Source organism: Mucilaginibacter sp. SG538B (assembly GCF_013376065.1).
Lineage (GTDB): Bacteria > Bacteroidota > Bacteroidia > Sphingobacteriales > Sphingobacteriaceae > Mucilaginibacter > Mucilaginibacter rubeus.
Genome location: NZ_JABMJI010000001.1, coordinates 2,022,558 through 2,044,163, shown reverse-complemented (window position 1 = coordinate 2,044,163; position 21,606 = coordinate 2,022,558). Strand labels below are relative to the sequence as shown.

At 42.7% G+C, this 21,606-nt stretch carries 11 protein-coding genes; 6 read left to right on the top strand and 5 right to left on the bottom strand.

Features of this window, described 5'->3' with window-relative positions; translation table 11 throughout:
- Positions 1-4: 4 nt before the first annotated feature.
- A complete protein-coding gene (locus FHW88_RS08175; protein WP_176624518.1) occupies positions 5-2,953 on the bottom strand; it encodes a TonB-dependent receptor in 2,949 nt (982 codons plus the stop codon).
- A gap of 334 nt (positions 2,954-3,287) precedes the next feature.
- Between FHW88_RS08175 and proB the strand changes: the two genes are divergently transcribed.
- The 6 genes from proB (at position 3,288) to FHW88_RS08145 (ending at position 16,268) form a co-directional block, all read left to right on the top strand.
- Positions 3,288-4,367 (top strand): glutamate 5-kinase, encoded by a 1,080-nt coding sequence (gene proB / locus FHW88_RS08170; RefSeq protein ID WP_090525396.1) that lies wholly within the window; start codon positions 3,288-3,290, stop codon positions 4,365-4,367.
- A 5-nt stretch (positions 4,368-4,372) separates the two neighbouring features.
- Positions 4,373-5,620, top strand: coding sequence for a glutamate-5-semialdehyde dehydrogenase (locus tag FHW88_RS08165; RefSeq protein ID WP_176624516.1), 1,248 nt, complete (start codon positions 4,373-4,375; stop codon positions 5,618-5,620).
- A 758-nt stretch (positions 5,621-6,378) separates the two neighbouring features.
- Entirely contained in the window at positions 6,379-7,467 is a 1,089-nt protein-coding gene (gene mnmA / locus FHW88_RS08160) for a tRNA 2-thiouridine(34) synthase MnmA (RefSeq protein WP_090525391.1), read from the top strand.
- A gap of 234 nt (positions 7,468-7,701) precedes the next feature.
- The gene (topA, locus tag FHW88_RS08155) at positions 7,702-10,095 is read left to right on the top strand and encodes a type I DNA topoisomerase (RefSeq protein WP_176624514.1); all 2,394 of its coding nucleotides are present in this window, start codon (positions 7,702-7,704) and stop codon (positions 10,093-10,095) included.
- Positions 10,096-10,191: 96 nt separating this feature from the next.
- The gene (locus tag FHW88_RS08150; RefSeq protein ID WP_090525388.1) at positions 10,192-10,596 is read left to right on the top strand and encodes a hypothetical protein; all 405 of its coding nucleotides are present in this window, start codon (positions 10,192-10,194) and stop codon (positions 10,594-10,596) included.
- 65 nt (positions 10,597-10,661) lie between these two features.
- A complete protein-coding gene (locus FHW88_RS08145) occupies positions 10,662-16,268 on the top strand; it encodes an alpha-2-macroglobulin family protein (protein ID WP_176624512.1) in 5,607 nt (1,868 codons plus the stop codon).
- Between the two features lie 120 nt (positions 16,269-16,388).
- Here FHW88_RS08145 and FHW88_RS08140 read toward each other — a convergent pair whose 3' ends face one another.
- From FHW88_RS08140 to FHW88_RS08125, 4 genes are all read right to left on the bottom strand, one after another.
- Positions 16,389-18,158, bottom strand: a complete 1,770-nt coding sequence (locus FHW88_RS08140; protein WP_176624510.1) for a glycoside hydrolase family 9 protein — start codon at positions 18,156-18,158, stop codon at positions 16,389-16,391.
- 250 nt (positions 18,159-18,408) lie between these two features.
- Positions 18,409-18,999 carry a porin family protein gene (locus tag FHW88_RS08135; protein WP_176624508.1) on the bottom strand — a complete coding sequence of 197 codons (591 nt, stop codon included), beginning with the start codon at positions 18,997-18,999 and terminating at the stop codon, positions 18,409-18,411.
- Between the two features lie 172 nt (positions 19,000-19,171).
- Positions 19,172-20,602, bottom strand: coding sequence for a TolC family protein (locus FHW88_RS08130; protein WP_176624506.1), 1,431 nt, complete (start codon positions 20,600-20,602; stop codon positions 19,172-19,174).
- A 13-nt stretch (positions 20,603-20,615) separates the two neighbouring features.
- Positions 20,616-21,293 carry an ABC transporter ATP-binding protein gene (locus FHW88_RS08125; protein WP_176624504.1) on the bottom strand — a complete coding sequence of 226 codons (678 nt, stop codon included), beginning with the start codon at positions 21,291-21,293 and terminating at the stop codon, positions 20,616-20,618.
- Positions 21,294-21,606 lie beyond the last annotated feature (313 nt).

The following is a 21,606-nucleotide window of genomic DNA, read 5'->3' as shown; positions in this document are numbered from 1 at the left end:
GCGCTTATTTGTTATTATTATTGCCAGCAAGTAATCCATCAAGCGTTACCGATACATAATACAAGCCACCGATGGTTGGCCCGCCGGCGTATTGGTAATACCTTTTATTAAAGATATCGGTAGCACCTAATTTAAAGGTTGCGTAGTATGAAGGTACGCGGTAAGTAACCTGTGCATCAACTGTTTTAATTGAAGGCACGGTACCTGTAACCAGCGGACTCTCCCACAGGTATGACTGCTGCCATTTGTAAACCACGTTGAAGCCGAAGTTTTTAACCACCTCACGGTTACCGAATGATACATTGCCCGACCACTCAGGGGTATTGAAGCCTGTAACAAAAATATCTGAAGCTGTTTGGGCTTTCAGCTTATTGAAGCTCACGTTACCTGATACTGTATAGTGCTGGTAGAAATTGTAAGTGATACCTGCCGAAGAACCATAATTATGATAGATGTTTTTAGCATTGGTATAAACGCGGTATCTGCTTTGCCCCTGGCTGGCTGCGTTACTTGATGTGCCTGTCGTGGGATCACGGTTAATGTCAAGCATGGCTAATACAGCTGCGTCTGAACCTACGGTAGCACCGTTTGGCACAAAAACTTGTACCTGGCCAAGGAAACCATCATAACGGTTGGTGTAAGCGTCAATATCGATGAACACTTTATTGTCGGCTACGATACCTTTATAACCTACCTCGAAAGAAGTAATTTGCTCCGGGCGGGCAGGTGGCAGGTCCGCTACTTTTAACAGGTTGCGGTTAGCCAAAGCTGCCTGGTCTGAGCCGCCTGCAGCGTTTACTGCGGCATTGAATGCCACTACAGATGTTTGGGTATAGCTATTACCAAGGTATCCTAAGCCTTCGTTAATGAATGGTAAACTACCCACACGTTTTACGCGACCGTTATTTACATATGATAAAGCCTCAAACAATGAAGGGAAACGATAACCATTCTGGAATGTAAACCTGAAGTTATGGTTTTGATTAACGGTGTAAACAGCAGCTAAACGCGGTGTAAACTTAGGATCGAAGTATGGATTGCGGTCCCAACGGATAGAGCCGAATACTTTCAGTTTTTCGTCAAAAAAGGTTTTGGTAATCTGGGTAAATGCACCGTATTTTTTATAGATAACGTCTTTACCGAAAGAGCCATCAGCCAATGGGGTATTCCTGTCTGCAATAGGACGGCTGAAATCAACGAAGTTATTGCCATCAGGTGTAATACTGTACACACGTACATCAGCACCAACCAACAGGTCAACAAATTTAACCTTCCTGCTCAGGTCCCACTGGGCCTCGCCGTTGTACATATGGCTTTTTTGCCATAGAGCTGCACCGCCTGTTTCCGGGGCGTTGGGGATCAGGCTCGACTTAATATCCCAGTTATTGATACCAATGATGGTTTTGCGTAACGCGTCAAACTCAGGAGTGCCTGGTTCAACCCGGCCTTTATCGGCGGCAGCACGTGCAGCTTGTTCTGCCGCAGCAAGATTTGCGGAAGTAAGCACACCGCCATTGTAGGCTTTTAAAGCATTACCATATAGAGTGGCCCAGGCCGAGTTACTTGCATGTTTAAGATCAAGGTTATCAGCAAGCGGTTTTACGTTAAATGAGTTGCCGGTATTTTCTATTGATTCATAACCACGAACCAGGAAATCTTTTCCTTTTAACTCAATTTTATGATTCTGAACTGTTGCGCCTTGTAACGAGATTTTGTTACCGCGCTGAAACACGCCATCAAGTCTGCCATAGCGATAAGTATACGACAAGATGGTGTTTGGCGATAATTTATAAGATAAAGTTCCATCCAATTTTAAGTTTTTCACGTGTGGGTCAACCAGGTCAACTTCATTGTAGCCTGTACGGGCAACGGTAAGATTAGGGCGGGCTTTACCATCAACGGTGATACCTTTTATTGATACGGTATTACTACCTGCAAGGGCATCATCACCATATTTGTTCCAGCCATCATAAGCAGCGTTACTGGTACCGGTTAATTCAGGATAAGCAGGATTAGCTGATTTAAGGTTGGTTGGGTTTTGATCATTACGGGTATCTGATTGCCAGTCCTGACCTTGCATATAGCTAAAGTTTACTTTCACCGCAAACTTATCGTTAAAAGCTTTGGCATAGCGCAAAGCATCCTCGGTAAGTGAACTTGCCCCTAAGCGGTCTTTACCAACATGGTTTAAACCCTGGCGATGGTAAAAGCTTAAGCCCTGGTATTTGAATGGATCTTTAGTAAACAGATTTGATAAACCATTGATAGCGTTGGTACCATAAAGGGCAGCAGCAGCGCCCGGGGTGATCTCCACACTGGCAATATCCAGTTCAGTCGGCCCAATGGCATTGCCAAGCGGTACACCTAATGTAGCCGACTGCATATCAACACCATCAACCAGTTGCATAAACCTGAAGTTGTTGGGACTGTTGAAGCCACGGGTATTAGGCACTTTGAGGGTGATACTGGTGGTTGTCATCTGTACGCCTTTCACGTTCTCCAAAGCATCATAAAAACTTGGGCCGGGCGATTGTTTTAACGCCGTGATACTCAATTTTTCGATAGCTACGGGCGAGCGAAGCAATTTTTCCTCCTTACGGGATGCCGTTACTACCACCTCATTAACCAACAATGATTGCGTAGTAAGCGTAATATTTACGGCACTATTGGCATTTTTAATGTAAAACTCCTGCGGCTGATAACCGATCGCGGTAAAAACAAGTGTATAGGGCAATTTGACACTGGTAGTTAATGAAAACTTACCGGTAGTATCTGTTGATGTTTTATTGGTTGTGCCTTTAATAGATACGGTTGCCCCTATCAGCGGCTTACCCTGATCGTCGTTCACTTTTCCGCTCAATATATATGAGCCGTTAAGCTGTGCATAACTTATACCCGGCAATAGTACCAGGAAGAGCACAAGTATTCTAACTAAGTTTGTAAAAATTTTCATGAAGTAATTTGTGGTGGTGGTAATTAAAATTGTGATTTTGGGTTGTGTATTATCGTTGATGGAGGTTATGGCTCAACAACAACACATTGCAGTTAGGAGCTGCATTTTTAACTTGGACAGAGCGGCACTAAAATGATACATTGTCTATAGAATTAGTCGACAAAAATATAAATTTAATACTAACTGTCAAGCTTTTCTGTCTGTTTTTTTAAATTTTTGATGGCTTTCGCATCATTTCACTATAAAATCCATCACTTTACTGGATATTTCAAAATAAACAACGCCTAATTTCTCCCAAATTTGTAATATTGAAGCCTCAATCTGTACTGCACTAATGGCTTTCAATTATCAACGCATCGTTATCAAAATCGGCTCAAATGTTATTACCCAGGAAAACGGGCTCCCCGACCTTCCGCGAATAACCCATTTGGTTGACCAGATAGCTGCGATAAAAAAGCAAGGCATTGAAGTGATACTAGTTTCATCAGGCGCTGTAGCATCCGGTCGCAGCCTAATTACGGTTGCCGAAAAATCAGATGCTGTTGCGGCCCGGCAGGTATTGGCCTCCATTGGGCAGGTAAAATTGATCAATACCTATTCACATTTGTTTGAGCAGTTTCAGATATTATGTTCGCAGGTTTTGGTTACCCGCGAGGATTTCAGGGACAGGATGCATTACCTCAATATGAAAAACTGCCTTGAGGCGTTGCTGCAATATGAGGTGATCCCTGTGGTAAACGAAAACGACGTGGTATCGGTAACCGAGCTTATGTTTACCGATAATGATGAATTGGCAGGCCTTATAGCATCTATGCTAAACGCTAATGCGCTCATCATCCTCACCAACGTTGATGGTATTTACAATGGCGATCCCAAAGCAGCAGGTTCGGCAGTAATAGACGAGGTTAGCGGTAATGAACTCGATTTTTCAAGCTTTGTATCATCGGGACGTTCGCAATTTGGCAGAGGTGGCATGATCACGAAGTCAACCATGGCGCAAAAAACCGCCCAGCTTGGTATTTCGGTGCACATCGCCAATGGCAAACGGGACCAGATTTTAACCGATGTTTTGGAAAACCAGGTTACACATACCCGCTTCATTCCCAATAAAACAGCATCAGGCAAAAAGAAGTGGATTGCCCATTCCGAAAAATCAGCAACGGGCAGTGTACTCATTAACGCCGGCGCAAAAGCCGCGCTCATCTCAAACAAGGCAACCAGCTTATTGCCGGTTGGCATAGTGGGAGTAATAACCGACTTTAAAAAAGGCGATATTATTAAACTGATAGATGATACCGATAAGCTTATTGGTTTAGGCATTGCCGAATATGGTGCCGATAAGGCCCGCGAACGTGTAGGCCAAAAAAACCAAAAGGCACTGGTACATTATGATTATCTTTACTTACAAGGCTAAACACCATGAATTATAACAGCTATTTTGATAAAGCACGTGAAGCAAGCCGCAAAGCCTCCCTCGCCCCTTCCGCAATCAACGGAATTTTGGAGGATGTTGCTGGCGAGGCGATAGCTCAAACCGAATATATCCTGGCCGAAAACCAGAAAGATCTTGACCGAATGGATCCGGCTGATCCTAAATATGATCGCCTGAAACTTACCGCCGATAGGATAAAAGGTATTGCAAGCGATATGATAAGCGTCGCAAAATTGGATAGTCCGCTTGGAAAACAACTTTCGGCTACCGAAATGCCTAATGGCTTATCGATATCAAAGATACGCGTACCGCTTGGCGTTGTTGGTGTTATATATGAAGCCCGCCCCAATGTTACTTTTGATGTTTTTGCTCTTTGCTTTAAAACAGGTAACATCAGTGTATTAAAAGGTGGTAGTGATGCCGATTTCTCCAACCGGGCCATTATCTCCGTTATCCATAAGGTATTGATAAAGCATGGCGTTGATGTTAATGTAGTTACCCTGCTCCCTGCCGACCGTGAAGCCACTACCGCCTTATTGACAGCTATTGGTTATATCGATGTGCTCATCCCAAGGGGAAGCCAGTCGCTGATTGATTTTGTGCGGGATAATAGCAAGGTACCGGTTATTGAAACAGGTGCCGGTATTGTGCATACTTATTTTGATGAATCGGGCAACGTAGAGAGAGGTGCTGAAATTATTGCCAACGCAAAAACCCGCCGGGTAAGTGTTTGCAACGCCTTGGATTGTTTGATAGTCCATTCGGCACGCTTAAATGACTTGCCGCAACTGGCACACATCCTAAAGGAAAAAGAAGTAGAGATCTTTGCCGATGAACGGGCCTTTGAAGCACTAAGAAGTAATTATCCTTCCAACCTTTTGCATAAAGCCAGCCCAGAACACTTTGGTACCGAATTTCTTTCGATGAAGATGGCTATTAAAACGGTAAGTTCATTTATTGAAGCGTTAGAATATATCGCTGTAAACAGTTCAAAACATAGTGAAGCCATTATCTCTGAAAATGCAGAAAACATTGCTAAATTTTTAAATGATGTGGATGCTGCAGCTGTTTATGCAAACGTATCAACAGCGTTCACTGATGGCGCCCAATTTGGTCTTGGCGCCGAGATTGGCATCAGCACTCAAAAACTTCATGCCCGCGGTCCTATGGGCCTGGAAGAACTTACCAGTTACAAGTGGATAGTTAAAGGCAACGGACAAACACGTAATCCGTAAGACATCCTGTAAAACCATATGCATAAAAAAGGTGCTTACTCTGTGTAGTAAGCACCTCAACGTGTTTATTCGTATTGTTAAGCGTTACTTTATTAAGTAGTTGGCTGCTGCAATAAAGCAAATAATCACTAAAATTACGCCCTGTAATTTTTGTTCTAAAGTCAATTGAGTTAACATTGTTTTATTAATTAGGATATAGCAAATTTATAATGTAATAGGTCCGTTACAATAGGCAGCATCACTTTTACGTTATTTTTAATAAATAATGTTGCTTGTTTTTATAATAGTCAACTCTACATTTATTATTTAAAATTTTAGCAACAAATGTCTTTTAATGTTGAAATTAGTGTATCACCTACACCTGTTACAAACACACTTTTTACAACGAAATGAACTCCCGGAGCGCGCGTTTAATTCCTTTTTTTAATCAGCCCTTTTTACACCAAGTAGATTAAATTTTATCAATTATTATACAATATTAATAGTATGTTAAGGAAATAGCTATTGGGGTATTTTAACTTATATTAAAGAAACAATAAAACTAAAGACGACGCAATCAGGATTTATGAGCTGTATTTATCCAGAATTTGTTTTGAATATGATCATCACTTTTGCTTAATATAATCTTTATAAAATACTGGAATACAGCATTAATTAACTATTAATTAATACAAAGCAATAGTTATCTCAACACATTTTACCCTATACTGACCAAGCTTGTGTTAACATAAAAATCAAATAGGTATCTTTGCAGCATTATGAGTAAGCATGGCAGGATATTAGTGGCAATGAGCGGCGGGGTTGATAGTTCGGTGGCGGCAGTGATGCTGCATGAACAGGGCTATGAAGTTATTGGTTTAACCATGAAAACCTGGGACTATGCCTCATCGGGCGGCAGCTCAAAAGAAACCGGCTGTTGTAGTTTAGATAGCATCAATGACGCGCGTGCCCTTGCTGTTGGTTACGGTTTCCCTCATTATATATTAGATATCCGTAATGAGTTTGGCGATTTTGTGATCGATAACTTTGTTGATGAATATTTAGCCGGCCGCACCCCTAACCCATGCGTTTTGTGCAATACCCATATTAAATGGGAAGCATTGCTAAAACGTGCTGATAAACTCGATTGTGAATTTATTGCTACCGGTCACTATGCCAATATCCGTTTGCAGGATAACGGCCGTTACGTGATATCAAAAGGTAAGGATACCAATAAAGATCAATCGTATGTATTGTGGGGGGTGTCTCAAAAAAATCTTGCACGTACTAAATTCCCGTTGGGTAGTTTTTCAAAGCCCGAGATCAGGCAAATGGCACTTGATATGGGGCAAATAGAGCTTGCCGGCAAAAGTGAAAGCTACGAGATCTGTTTTGTACCCGATAATGACTACCGCTCATTTCTGCGCCATAAAGTAGAAGACCTTGACGAGCGCATAGGTCCGGGTAATTTTGTACTTACCAACGGCACCGTAGTAGGCAAACACCAGGGTTATCCTTTTTATACCATTGGCCAGCGTAAAGGCTTGGGCGTGGCATTAGGTCATCCTATGTTTGTTACAAAAATCGATCCGGCTACCAACACAGTTGTTTTAGGCACCGCCGACGAGCTTGAACGCAAACAAGCCTGGGTAAAAAACCTCAACCTTATTAAATATGAAAATATAAATGAGCCGCTCGAAGCCATTACCAAAATCCGTTATAAAGATGCCGGAGCGCAAAGCACCATTCTTCAAATGGGCGAACATATGAAAGTTGATTTTCATCATAATGTATCAGGCATAGCGCCGGGCCAATCAGCTGTATTTTATGAAGGGGATGACCTTGTTGGCGGCGGTTTCCTGATGTAAAGAGCCCTTTTCCTGCAATCTTTTGAACTTAACAACATGAACCGCCTTAGCGGCTTGTTATCATTTTGTTAAAATGAGTTTAGTTATTTTGCAAGAATATAATTTCCAAAGACATTTTTTCATAAAATTCTCAACTTAAAACATATTTTGCCTTCAACTTTTACACCTTTTACCAAAAACTAATTGGTGTTTCGCTTACTTTATGTTTTATTTGCAAAAACTAAAACTGATTAGATGGCCAAAAACTTACTGATAGTTGAATCACCAGCGAAAGCTAAGACCATTGAGGGATACCTTGGTAAGGACTTTACCGTAAAGTCCAGCTATGGGCATATCCGTGATCTGGTTAAGTCGGAAGATGCAATTGATATAGCTAATAACTTTAAACAAAAATACGAGGTACCCGCAGATAAAAAGCAGGTAGTTAGCGAATTAAAGAAGTTAGCTAAGGAAGCCGAAATGGTTTGGCTCGCATCGGACGAGGACCGCGAGGGTGAAGCAATATCCTGGCACTTGTTTGAAACGCTGGACCTAAAAGATGCGCATACCAAACGCATCGTATTCCATGAGATTACCAAGCCGGCCATTTTAAAAGCAATAGATACACCACGTAAAATTGATTATAACCTGGTTAATGCCCAGCAAGCACGCCGTGTTTTGGACAGGCTTGTAGGTTTTGAGCTTTCCCCGGTTTTATGGAAAAAGGTAAAACCGTCGCTTTCAGCGGGTCGCGTACAATCAGTTGCGGTAAGGCTTATTGTTGATCGTGAACGTGAAATCAATAAATTTAAATCAGAAGCATCATTTAAAATTGTAGCCATATTTGGTAAAGGCAAAGAAGCATTTAAAGCCGAATTGCCAGAGCGCTTTGCAAAACAGGAAGATGCTGAAAAGTTTTTACAGGATTGTATTGCGGCCGATTTCGATGTAAAATCGTTAGATACCCGCCCAACAAAGCGTTCGCCAGCTGCGCCGTTCACTACCTCTACCCTTCAACAGGAAGCAAGCCGTAAACTTGGTTACTCAGTAGCGCGGACTATGCAGGTTGCACAAAGGCTATACGAATCTGGTTACATTACCTACATGCGTACCGATTCGGTAAACCTGTCTGAACTGGCTTTAAATTCGGCTGCAAGCGAAATCGTATCGGCCTATGGCGAAAAATACCATCAGCAAAGAAGATATAAAACCAAAAATGCCAGTGCACAGGAAGCGCACGAAGCGATCAGGCCAACATATTTCAATAATCATTCTATCGATGGTGAATCGGCAGAAAAGCGCTTATATGAGCTAATCTGGAAACGCGCCATCGCCTCGCAAATGAGCGAAGCCCAGTTTGAGAAAACCACAGCAAAAATCAGCATCTCAACCCGTAATGAAGATTTAATGGCAAACGGCGAGGTAATGAAATTTGATGGCTTCCTGAAAGTTTACCTCGAATCGAAAGATGAGGAAGACGAACCACAACAGGACGGTGAAAATGCCATACTGCCTCCTTTAGCCAAGGGTCAGCGTTTAGCATTACAGGAAATGTCGGCTACAGAGCGTTTTTCACGTCCGGCGGCACGCTACACTGAGGCGAGCTTAGTGAAAAAGTTGGAAGAGCTTGGTATCGGGCGTCCGTCAACCTACGCTCCAACTATCTCAACCATTCAAAACCGTGGTTATGTGGTTAAGGAAGAACGCGAAGGTAAACAGCGTAATTTCCGGGTGTTAACATTGAAGGCGGGCAGCATCACCAAAGAGGAAAAAACAGAGAACACCGGAGCCGAACGTGGCAAACTGTTCCCTACTGATATTGGTGCAGTTGTTAACGACTTCCTGGTACAATACTTCAAGGATATTGTTGATTTTAACTTTACCGCCAGCGTTGAAAAACAATTTGACGAGATAGCGCAAGGAATGAAAGAGTGGACTGCAATGCTCCATGATTTTTATAATCCATTCCATAAAGAAGTTGAAAGCACCATCGAAAAGGCCGACAAAGCAACCGGCGAACGCGAATTAGGCATCCACCCGGAAAGCGGAAAAAAAGTCTCTGTTCGGATAGGCCGTTTCGGGCCATTTGTACAGGTTGGAGAGAGCGCTACAGACGAAAACGAAGAGAAACCCCTCTATGCAAGTCTTCGGAGCGGACAGAGTATCGAGACCATCAGCCTTGAAGAAGCACTTGAGCTATTCAAGCTTCCCAAAGTTGTGGGCGAGTATGAAGGCAAGGTAATGAAAGTGGCCATCGGCCGTTTCGGGCCTTACATCAGCCACAACAGCGCTTTTGTATCTTTACCTAAAGAGATCGACCCGCATGATGTTACCGAAGAACAAGCCATTGAGCTCATTAACCTTAAGCGAAAAAAAGATGCTGAAAAGTTAATCAAAGCTTTTGATGAAGATCCGGATGTAAAAGTATTGAACGGCCGGTGGGGGCCCTATATTGAATTCGGCAAACTGAACGTTAAGATCCCTAAAGATAAAGATCCTTTGACCCTGACCTACGAGGAATGCAAGGCACTCGCCGATGCAACACCGAAGGATGCAAAAAAAGGCCGCTTTGGTAAAGCTGCTGCCTCAGCTAAACCTACTGCAACTAAAGCACCGGCCAGGAAAAAGGCGGCAACTAAGAAGAAGTAGTGAATAGTTAATTGGGTTGATTAGGGAAATGGTTCTAATCGCATCTTTACTAAACCACTCACCTAATCAGCCTAATTAACCCAATCAACCAAAAGAATGAAAAAAGACCTGCCCGAAAATAATGTAAAGGATATTGCTATCGCGGTAGCATTAGAGAGCGAGAGCGTGGAAAGTAAGGTATGGTATGTATATCTCATTAACCTTAAAAACGAGCCGATCGAAAACGTGCTCATAACCTCAAAAGGCTATGGGGAAAAGGACGGTGAACAGGTAAAAACCTCCACCCTGAGGCATATGATCCCTGTTGTTGACAGCAAAGCATATAAGCTTATCGAGCCTATTGATGAGCAAACCTTCGGCCTTAATAACGAATATTGGCTCAGCTATTATATAGGCAAAGACATTTTCGACAAGAAATTTATATTCCTTCCTGAAAGTATTGTGGAGATGAATTTTATCAAGATCCCGGTTTTAAATAAGCCCGGGGTTATGATAAAATAATTTTCGCTTTAAATTATTTATTGTCATAAATTTCATAATTTACCTGATAATAAATAAACCTATTCATGGAAAACGGATACAATCAATTCCGCAAACGCCGAACCTTAATCACTGTTGTCACTACCATTGCTCTTGCATTACTCATCGTATACCTGGTAGCTCATGGCCATAAAAAAACAATAGTTGATCCTGCTTTCAGCAAGTATATCGAGTCGTATACAACTGGTGTTATTTCCAAACAGAGCCCCATTCGTATCAGGCTGGCCAATGACGTGCAGGTAACGCACCAACAAAATGAGGAAATAACCGAAGATCTTTTCAACTTTTCACCGGCTATAAAAGGAAAGGCTATTTGGACGGATGCACGAACCATCGAGTTCAGGCCCGATGAAAAGCTCGACCCCGGTAAAAACTATACTGCCGATTTTAAATTGGGCAAGCTTATTGAAGTGTCGGATCATTTTGAGCACTTTAAATTTAATTTCCAGGTTATTCAGCCCGATTTTACGGTTTCATTTGTTGGCATGCAAACTGCAAGCAGCACTTCAAACACCGAAATGAAACTGACTGGCGATGTTCAAACAGCCGATGCAGAAGATCCATCGGCTGTTGATAAGATCCTCACACCCAACTACGCATCTCCGGTAAAAATAAACTGGGAGCATGACGCTGCCCACAAAAACCATCATTTTACCATAGCCGGCTTAACCCGTATTGCAGGCAAAGCCAATCCACTTACTATTAAATGGGATGGCAGCAGCATTGGCGTAGATAAAAAAGGTAACCAGAATTTTGAAGTGCCCGCCATTGGCGATTTTAAGGTACTGAATATCCGCGCTGTGCAGGACAATGATCAGTATGTTGAAGTACAATTTTCGGATAATATTTTGGTTGGCCAGGAGCTTAACGGGCTTATCACAATCAATAATATAACTGATCCTGCTTATAGCATAGATGGCAGCCTGGTCAAAGTTTACGCACCTGATCGTCTGCAGGGGGATTACACCATATCTGTGAACGAAGGCATTAAAAACACGCTCCTTAAAAGGATCACGAAGGGTTATACCGCTAATTTATTCTTTGAAAATCGTTTGCCTGCAGTTACTATCCCCGGCAAGGGTGTGATCCTCCCCGATTCGGGCCGCATTATGATGCCGTTTGAAGCAATTAACCTGAACGCGGTTGATGTCACCATCATCAAGATCTACGAAAACAACGTACCTCAATACTTTCAAAGCAATGGTTTTGACGGCAGTGCCGAATTAAGGCAGGTTGGTAAGCCCATAGTGCAAAAAACTATCCGCCTGGATAATGATAAAGGTCTTAACCTGCACAAGAAAAACCGCTTTATGCTTGATCTTGACCAGATGATCCGAACTGAACCCGGCGCTATCTATCGCGTGGTAATCGGTTTCAGGCGATCGTACTCGTTGTTCAACTGCAAGGTTTATAGCGGTAAAGTTCAAAAAGATAACGGTGATAGTGACGAAGGCGAATACTATGGCGGTGAATACAGCGACAATTCATCAAAAGTAAGCGACGAGGACGACGACTTCTGGAAACGCTACGACAATTACTATCCCGAAGGGTATAACTGGCAGGAACGCGACGATGCGTGCACAGATTCGTATTATAGTAAGCAACGCTGGGCTACCCGAAACATCATATCCTCAAACATTGGTCTTATTGCCAAACGTGGCAATGATAACAGTATGCTGATAGCTGTTACTGATATACTTAGTGCCCAGCCGATGAATAACGTGGATTTGGAATTACTTGACTACCAAAAACAGGTGATTTACAAAACAACCAGCGACGGCGATGGGCTTGCCAAATTCGACCTGAAGCGTAAACCGTACCTGTTGGTAGCCAAAAAAGGCATACAGCGCGGTTACCTAAAGCTGGATGACGGAAGCTCTTTACCTCTGTCAAGATTTAACGTTGGCGGTGAAGAAGTGCAGAATGGCCTCAAAGGATTTATTTATGGCGAACGCGGCGTTTGGCGCCCTGGTGATTCTATTTATACATCCTTTATTCTGGAGGATAAATTAAAAACTCTTCCTGCCGATCACCCTGTTGAGTTTGAATTATATGACCCAAGTGATAAGCTTTACAGGCGCATCACCCAAACCAAAAGCTTAGATGGATTTTACAGTTTCCATACAGCGACGGAAACCTCGTCCCCTACCGGTAACTGGACAGCTAAGGTTAAAGTTGGAGGCGCTACTTTTGAGAAAAAAATAAAAGTTGAAACCATAATGCCTAACCGGCTTAAGCTTAGCTTGTCTTTCGGAGAGGCATCTGAATTAACCAAGGGAAACAATGCCAATGGTAAGCTGAGTGCTCAATGGCTGTTTGGTGGTGCGGCGCAAAACCTAAAAGCAAAAGTTGACGCTTATTTATCGGCACAAAACACCAGCTTCAAAAAATATAAAGATTATGTTTTTGATGATCCTACACAGGCCTTCAATACCCAGGTGCAAACCGTTTTTGATGGCAAACTGAGCGAAACAGGCACAGCCGACGTTAATGCTAACGTTAATGTAGAAAAACAAGCCCCAGGGCAGCTTCGTGCAAACTTCCTGGTTAAGGTATTTGAACCGGGCGGCAACTTCAGCATAAACCAGGTTAGCCTGCCGTACAACGTTTATCCCGGCTACGTGGGTATTAAAACGCCGGAAGGCAGCGACCTGTCGGGTATGTTGGTTACTGATAAAGACCATTTAATTGACATAGCCGATGTGGACGTAAATGGAAACGCCCTGCCGGGCAGCCGTGATGTGCAGGTTGAACTATATAAAGTGCAATGGCGTTGGTGGTGGGATCAAACCGGCAATGAAATGAGCAACTTTACCCAGGATAAGTATAATAAACTCATCAAAACTGAAACCGTAAGGCTTACGGGTGGCGCAGGGAAATGGAAGCTGCACATCAACAAAGCCGACTGGGGCCGTTACCTCATTAAAGTAAAAGATGAGCAAACAGGCCACTCAACAGGTAAGATCATTTATGTCGACTGGCCAAACTGGTCGGAAAGGTTACAATCAACAAATCCTACCGAAGCAGCAATGTTATCTTTCACTTCAGATAAACAGACTTATAAGGTTGGCGATGAGGCAACTTTGACTATTCCAACAGGAGAAGCTGGTCGAGCACTGATTAGTTTTGAAAACGGCAGCAAGGTTTTAAAAACAACCTGGATAGATACGAAAAAGGGACAAACCCGATATACATTTACTGTTGATGGAACAATGGCACCGAACGTTTTTGTTAACGTTACCTTGCTTCAAAAACATTCGCAAACGGTTAATGACCTGCCCATCCGCATGTATGGTGCTATTCCGCTGCAGGTCGAAAACCCCGAAACTATCCTGAAACCAATTATCAGCATGCCTGATAAGATCAGGCCCGAAACACAATCGGCCATTACTGTATCAGAGGCATCGGGCAAGGAAATGACCTACACCATCGCTATTGTTGATGAAGGCTTGTTAGATATTACCAACTATAAACTGCCCGATCCGCATGATACCTTTTATGCCCACGAAGCATTAGGCGTAAAAACCTGGGACCTGTTCGACTATGTAATAGGCGCGTTTGGCGGCGGACTGGAACGGATTTTAAGCATCGGTGGTGACGGAAACCTTGGCAACAACAAAAACGTATCTGTAAACCGCTTTAAACCCGTTGTGAAATTTCTTGGACCTTTCCACCTCGATGCCGGCGAAAAGCAAACACAACGCTTTATACTGCCGCAATACGTTGGTTCTGTTAAGGCTATGATAATAGCAGGTCACAATGGCGCTTATGGCATTGCCGAAAAGGCCGTAGCCGTGAAAAAACCTTTGATGATCCTGGCTACCCTACCGCGCGTACTTGGCCCTTCCGAAAGCATTCAACTGCCTGTTACTGTATTTGCAATGGAAAACAATATTAAAACCGTTAACATACAGGTGCAAAGTAATGCCTTCAGCAATTTGGGCGGTAATAATCAAAAGACTCTCACTTTTGACAAGCCCGGTGACCAAATGGTAACTTTTGATTTAAATGTTAAGGATTTTGTTGGCGTAGGTAAAGTAAAAATAATTGCCAAAAGCGCTTCGGAAACAGCTGCTTATGATGTTGATCTTAACGTTCGCAACCCTAATCCGCCGGTTACCCGCATTATTCAGAAAGAGCTTGCGCCGGGCGAAGTATGGAATACCGATTATCAGCCGGTTGGCATCAACGGTACTAATAAAGCCACGCTTGAAGTAGCTTACATCCCGCCATTGAACCTTTCAAAACGTTTGGAGTACCTGATTGAATATCCGCATGGCTGTGTGGAACAAACCACATCATCGGCATTCCCCCAGTTATACCTGAACCAGTTGCTTGACCTTTCACCAAAACAAAGGGCCGAAACCGACCGGAATATTAAATCCACCATTAACAGGCTCAATGGCTTCCAGGTACAGGGTGGTGGTTTAAGCTACTGGCCTTACGGCGGCGAAGCCGATGAGTGGGGAACCAATTATGCGGGGCATTTCATGTTAGCGGCACAGGCAAAAGGCTTCAGCATGCCGATAAGCTTTATTGACCGCTGGAAGAAATACCAGAAAGAAAAGGCCCTTAGCTGGGCGCCACGCAAGCAACCATATTATTACGAGGATGACCTTACCCAAGCCTACCGCTTATATCTGCTGGCACTGGCCCGCTCGCCCGAAATGGGCGCAATGAACCGACTGCGTGAGTTTGCGTTGCTGAGTGATGCAGCGGCCTGGCGACTTGCAGCGGCTTATAAGCTTGCAGGACAGCCCGAAGTTGGTTTAAGAATGATTGCGAGATTATCAACTACCGTTAAACCATACAATAGTCTTTATGGCACTTATGGATCTGATTTAAGGGATGAGGCAATGATACTGGAAACCCTTACCCTGTTAGGCCAAAAACAAAAAGCGGCCGGATTGGTGCACACCGTTGCTGCGCGTTTGTCACAGGATGATTGGTACAGCACCCAAACTACAGCATACTCGCTGATAGCATTGGCCCAGTTTTACGGGCAAAACAAACCTGCAGGCAAACTTGAATTTAACTATGCAGCAGGAAGCGCCAAAGCCACCATTAGTACAAGTTCATATTTATGGCAAGGGGCGCTGGCTGGCAATGGCGGTAAAGTATACCTTAAGAATAACAGCAATAATAAACTGTACATTAGGCTGATACAAAAAGGACAGCCATCATCAGGGCAGGATACCAAATCAATCCTTAACCTGGATGTATTACAGATGCGTGTCGGTTATTTCTCGCTTAAAGGTAAGCCTATTGACCCATCATCATTAAAACAAGGGACCGATTTTGTAGCACAGGTAAACATCAAAAACCCCGGTAAACGCGGCAGGTACGATAACCTGGCCCTCACCCAGATTTTTCCGTCGGGCTGGGAGATCCTGAATACCCGGCTGCTTGGCGACGAAGCGTTTAAATCATCACCATCTGATTACCGCGACATCCGTGATGACAGGGTGAACACATATTTCAGTTTATACGAAGGGCAGGAATCAACCTATTATGTAATGCTTAATGCAGCATACACCGGTAAATATTATTTACCAGCTGTTTATTGCGAGGCGATGTATAATAACCAAATCAGCAGCTTATTGAAAGGACAATGGGTTGAGGTGGTGAAGTAACGATAAATTCAGACTTATGAAGTTTTAGAGACCTCGTAAGTTCTTAAAAAACAAAAAGCGCTTCTATTTAATTCTGGAAGCGCTTTCTTTTTACAGATATGGGCTAATGTTTCATTATCTCTAAGGTTGGCTTGCTAACTTTTGTTGCAAAGCCTCTAACGCATTAGCCAGATAAGCCAGCGGCGCATTCCAGTTTATGGCTATTTCATTGGCGGCGTAAGCGTGCTCATCATCAATATAAGCCTCATCGGGCACTTTTGACGGCACTTTGACACCATCCTGCATACCAGGATTGGGGCCGCCAACAAGCAGGCCTGGTATTGGGTCAACTATACCGTCAGTTGCAGAAGGCCTGTGGTGCGGATGCATTGGCGTTTTAGTACCATACCCTGTTACAAAGGAATAACCCGTGCCGTTACGGCCAAGCAGGTAGTCAAGATTTGCTAAAGCATAATCCAGGTATTTTTTATCGCCCGATAACTTGTAAGCCTGGATAAGCAGAACTCCCTCGTTTGCGGCCTCGGATGTGCTGCCCCAGCCAAAATGCCTGGCGGATTTAGTCATCACTGTCTGATAAGCGTTTGAATCAACCCCATTAATCATATCATCGGCCGTGTTGATAAGCCGCTTCCTTATTTCCGGTAACGCGGGGACGGTTTTCCCTGTTATATAATTTTTGATCAGCGTATAATACCCCAACAGCCTAACCTGCGACCATGTAGCTACCGGCATCCGGCTATCAGGCAAAAGATTAATATTTTTAAGATAGTCAACCTCACCGGTGCTGACTGTCAGCTCGGATGCCGCCCAGATAAACTCGTCGGTAAAGTTATTATCGCCATAACCGCCTGTAGTGATCTTCGGTTCAAACTTTTGGTTCATTTCATCCTGCCGGTAGGCGACCATCGGATTTTTACCAGCCCAACTCCAGGCTTTTTGAGCAGCATTGATACATGAATCGGCTAAGCCCGGTAGCTCGTTAGGATACTGTTTAAAAACGCGGGAAGCTTGCGCCATAACAGCGGCAAAATCAAGCGTGGCCGCAGTACCTTTTTGTACCACATAACGTGGCGATGTGTCTTTATCGGGCATTTCAAACTTATCAAAAGCAGCATTGGTAAGCTTATGGTATACGCCGCCATCGGCGGGATCCTGCATAGTCAGCATCCAACGCAGGTTCCAAAGCACCTCATCTAAAACGTCCGGAATTTTATTGCTGCTTTCGGGGATATTAAGCTTAACTGTTTTCATGTAAGCGGGAAAATCCTCATATAAAGAAAGCAACGTACTTGTTGTAATGCCACTGTTCACAATATACTTGTTATAATCGCCGGCATCATACCAACCGCGCGGTGATGAGATTATTGAGCCAGCCTTCCGCCCTTCACTTTCGGCAGATGGATGGATTAGTACAACCATATCAGGATGACCTGCGGCCCGGTGCCATTTGCCGGCATACTTTTCGGGTAAGGGTGTACCCGAGCGCATAAAATAATAGGCTTTGATAGCAGCGGCTGCCACAGCTTTATGAATCGAGGCTTTAACCTCAAAGGGATAAGAATAACCTGCAGATGGGACATAAAATACATACCTGCCGGGCTTGCCGAACGTGGTAAAGTCAGCAAATTGAACAATATGACCGGCAAAGTTTGGTTTAAGCGATGGTTTAAGCTTACCGGTAAATACTGTTTGCTTTTTAATGGTTTGGATAAAAAACTTTCCTCCTCTGTCACTTAAAACAATGGCCTTTTTAATGGCGGCAGGGTAAAAGCCGATTTGATTGAGGCGGATCGGCCTCGAACTTGTATCGGTTTGAGCAGAAGCATTGTTTCCTATCAGCGATAGCGCAAACAAAAATTTGTAAAATGAGATTGAAAGGTATTTTTTCATCTGCCCTGAATTTTAGGAAACGTCCGAAACCCGCGTTTAACCAGGTAACTGGCGCATAAATGGTAGATAAATATAGGTGTATATTGTACAATAAGTATAATACTATTCTATCAAATAAAAGCTAAAATATAATACTATATATACAATCGATTGCGTAACTAAACAATAAGAAAGTTTACACTCCGATCTAACGCAAAAAAGACCCGCCGTTACCGGAGGATCTTTCAGTATTTTTTGAGGGACTGGGAAATTATAACGAGAACAATTTATAAGCAACAGCAAGGCTAAACAAGCTAACACGTGTGTGTGAATTATCGTTGCCATAAGCTATTTTATTTAAACCACCTTCGTAACGAAGATCGATAGACAGGCTACTGATATCAACACCTGCGCCTACCTGTATTGCGTAGTTCGCGTCTTTATACCTTAAAGCTGTTGCATCATTAAATGCGTCCCTATCTCTTCCGGTTGTAAATGAAAGCACCGGCCCACCATAAAACCTTCCACCTAAACCTAAAGCACCAACTTTGGCACCTACAAGTAATGGAACATCAAAACTTTTAAAGCTTTGTTTATTTGAAACACCTCCATTATTTACAGTTACGCTTTTATTGGTATAATAAAGTTCGGGTTGAAAAATTAAGCCCAGGCCACCTATCCGTGCCCATGCACCAGCCTGGTAACCTGCTTTATTATCGTTGTTAAAAACGCCGTTTGAGGGAAACGTTGAATAGTTTAAACCGCCTTTAAGGCCGAAAGAAAAGCTCGGGATTACCTGGGCTTTTGAAACGCCAACTGACAGTAAAAAAATAGATAAGGAAAGTAAAATTGCTTTTTTCATTTTTTTTAGGTATTTGAATGATGTATTAAGTCTTGGCAAACCTTATTGTTTGCAAAACCGCTGCTAAATTAGAAATATCCGGCTAAACCCAACTGATAATTCAGTAAAGTTTAACCGGATATTTAACTTATAATTTTTAATAAAAGTATAGGCTTTGTTAGTCTTGTCGCATTTACAACGCTAATTTTCCCTGGTAATAATCAAGGATTTTGTTGTAAATGTAACAGTCATAGCGGGCGTTGATCATGTTTATCTTTGATTTATCAAGGTTATTTTTTGCTACTACGTAATCTACGGAAGTTAAAACACCTGCATTGAACCGTATTTCGGCAGTACGAAATGATTCGGCGTAGGCTTTAACCTGCTCAAGGAGCACAGTATACCTGTTATAGGCCGATGTCATGTTAAGATAAGCCTGTTCAACATCCTGTTTCAGCTTAATTTTAGTATTTTCCTCTATGTATTTATAATTGAGTAAATCGATCTTGGCTTTGGCCACTTTATTGTGATTTTGGAAATAATTTAAGATCGGGATCTTTAGACTTACACCAAACTGTGTACTGTAATTATTTTTAAACTGGTCATAGTAGCCGATATCTTTATTTATATAATTGGCCTGCGTAGTTAAAACTGGTTGCTTACCACCTGGCGTATTTATAAAGTTGCCGGTATTTACGGTGGATGAGTCGGTGAACACCGAGGTCTGCGCAGCACTTGAATAATTGGTGTACAGACCGCCATATAACGAAACATTTGGCAGCAAAGCCCCTTTAGCTACGCTGACTGCTTTTTCGGCACTTTGACGGCGAAGCGTGGCGGCTTTAACTAAGGCCAGTTGCTGCAACGCTGTATCGTAAACCTGATCGGACGTGAGCGCAGTTTGATTTGAAACGTCCTGTGCGTTAATTGGCTGCAATACGATATTTTTATTGTATGGGATATTAAGTATTTGCAGTAAACTTAATTTGGCACTTTCCAGCGCACTGTTGGCTGCAACAACATTCAGCTTATTATCGCCCAGCGTACCCTGCAGATCGTAAAGATCGGACGGCAATTTATTAGCACCGTCCTTTTCTAAAACAGTTAGCCTTTCAACCTGCTTTGCCGAAACATCAACCTGGTTTTTAACCTGTGCCAACAACTCCGTATTATCCAGTACAAGCAAATAGGCAGTAATCACATTAATAGTAACCAGATCTTTAGCCTGCTGCAAATCCATTTTACCGGCCTGGTAAGCCAGCGAAGTTTGCTTGATAGCATTTACGTTTTGCAAACCGCCAAAAAGCGTAAGATTCGACTCGAGACTGTAGTTGCCGTAAGTTAATGATTGATTTACATAGGTATTTGTAAAGGGGTTAATATTACGCCCCTGGTTTATACCGTGGTTTATATTAGCATTTAAAGTTGGCAGCATGTTTTCTTTGGCCTGCATAAAATCAATACGGGCACTTTGAGCCTTTAATTCACTTTGCTTTACATCAAGGTTATTTTTTATAGCAATATCAATGCATTTCTGCAACGAAAGTGATGTATCAGATTGGGCAAACGCTTTTGCCGACGACAACGTAACAAGACCGAGAAATAGTAATTTATAGTATCGCATTTTATTATTGAGTTCAGAGTTTTCTTGATGAATCGATCCTACCGTCCAGCAGATCGATAATGCGCGAACCGTATTCGGCATTTTTTTCGGAGTGGGTAACTTGTATAATGGTCACACCATCTTCCTTATTCAGCTTACGGAATAGTTCCATAATCTCCTCCCCTTGTTTTGAGTTGAGGTTACCGGTTGGTTCATCGGCTAATAACAATTTTGGTTTTGCAATAAGCGCGCGCGCTATGCCCACAAGCTGCTGCTGTCCGCCCGATAACTGTGCCGGGAAAAGATCTTTTTTGCCAACAATGTTAAAGCGGTCGAGCATATCGGCAACCATGGCTTTACGCTCAGCGCTTTTAAAATCCTGGTAAATAAGTGGGGTTTCAATGTTTTCATAAACGGTAAGCTCGTCAATTAAATGGTAAGCCTGGAAAACGAAACCAATATATTGCTTGTATAAAGCCGAGCGTTGTTTTTCTTTAAGCTGATGCACCGCATGACCTTCAAAATAATGGTAACCGTCTGATGGTTCGTCGAGCATACCTATGATATTAAGTAATGTTGATTTGCCCGAACCTGAAGGGCCCATGATCGAAATAAATTCACCCTCGTCAACCTCAAGGCTAAGATCATTAAGAATGATGTTTCTGTTGCCCCCTACCTGGAAATACTTTGAAATATGCTGCAGTGATAACATTTTTAATTATTGAATTAGTTTGTTAGTAAATAAATGAGTTAAACAATAATACTCATCATTTTGCGATTAACATATCAATAACATACCAAAGTTATATCTAACTAATTATCAACAAATTAAACCATCCTATCAAAACTTCACTGTACGCTTATGTAACAAGATGCGTACGGTTATGATACAGTGTTTTTTGAAGAGAAAGGTAAAAGGCAAAAGGTGAAAGGTATTTTTTTTCGCAAACAGGTAGTGGCGGCGGGATCCAAAACTTCGGTGCTCTACAGAGCTTAAGTAAAACAAAAAGCTGAAAGGTATATTT

What these genes read in the sequence shown, in the direction of transcription:
- FHW88_RS08175 (WP_176624518.1), bottom strand. Translation starts at nt 2,953, where the DNA reads ATGAAAATTTTTACAAACTTAGTTAGAATACTTGTGCTCTTCCTGGTA.
- proB (WP_090525396.1), top strand. Translation starts at nt 3,288, where the DNA reads ATGGCTTTCAATTATCAACGCATCGTTATCAAAATCGGCTCAAATGTT.
- FHW88_RS08165 (WP_176624516.1), top strand. Translation starts at nt 4,373, where the DNA reads ATGAATTATAACAGCTATTTTGATAAAGCACGTGAAGCAAGCCGCAAA.
- mnmA (WP_090525391.1), top strand. Translation starts at nt 6,379, where the DNA reads ATGAGTAAGCATGGCAGGATATTAGTGGCAATGAGCGGCGGGGTTGAT.
- topA (WP_176624514.1), top strand. Translation starts at nt 7,702, where the DNA reads ATGGCCAAAAACTTACTGATAGTTGAATCACCAGCGAAAGCTAAGACC.
- FHW88_RS08150 (WP_090525388.1), top strand. Translation starts at nt 10,192, where the DNA reads ATGAAAAAAGACCTGCCCGAAAATAATGTAAAGGATATTGCTATCGCG.
- FHW88_RS08145 (WP_176624512.1), top strand. Translation starts at nt 10,662, where the DNA reads ATGGAAAACGGATACAATCAATTCCGCAAACGCCGAACCTTAATCACT.
- FHW88_RS08140 (WP_176624510.1), bottom strand. Translation starts at nt 18,158, where the DNA reads ATGAAAAAATACCTTTCAATCTCATTTTACAAATTTTTGTTTGCGCTA.
- FHW88_RS08135 (WP_176624508.1), bottom strand. Translation starts at nt 18,999, where the DNA reads ATGAAAAAAGCAATTTTACTTTCCTTATCTATTTTTTTACTGTCAGTT.
- FHW88_RS08130 (WP_176624506.1), bottom strand. Translation starts at nt 20,602, where the DNA reads ATGCGATACTATAAATTACTATTTCTCGGTCTTGTTACGTTGTCGTCG.
- FHW88_RS08125 (WP_176624504.1), bottom strand. Translation starts at nt 21,293, where the DNA reads ATGTTATCACTGCAGCATATTTCAAAGTATTTCCAGGTAGGGGGCAAC.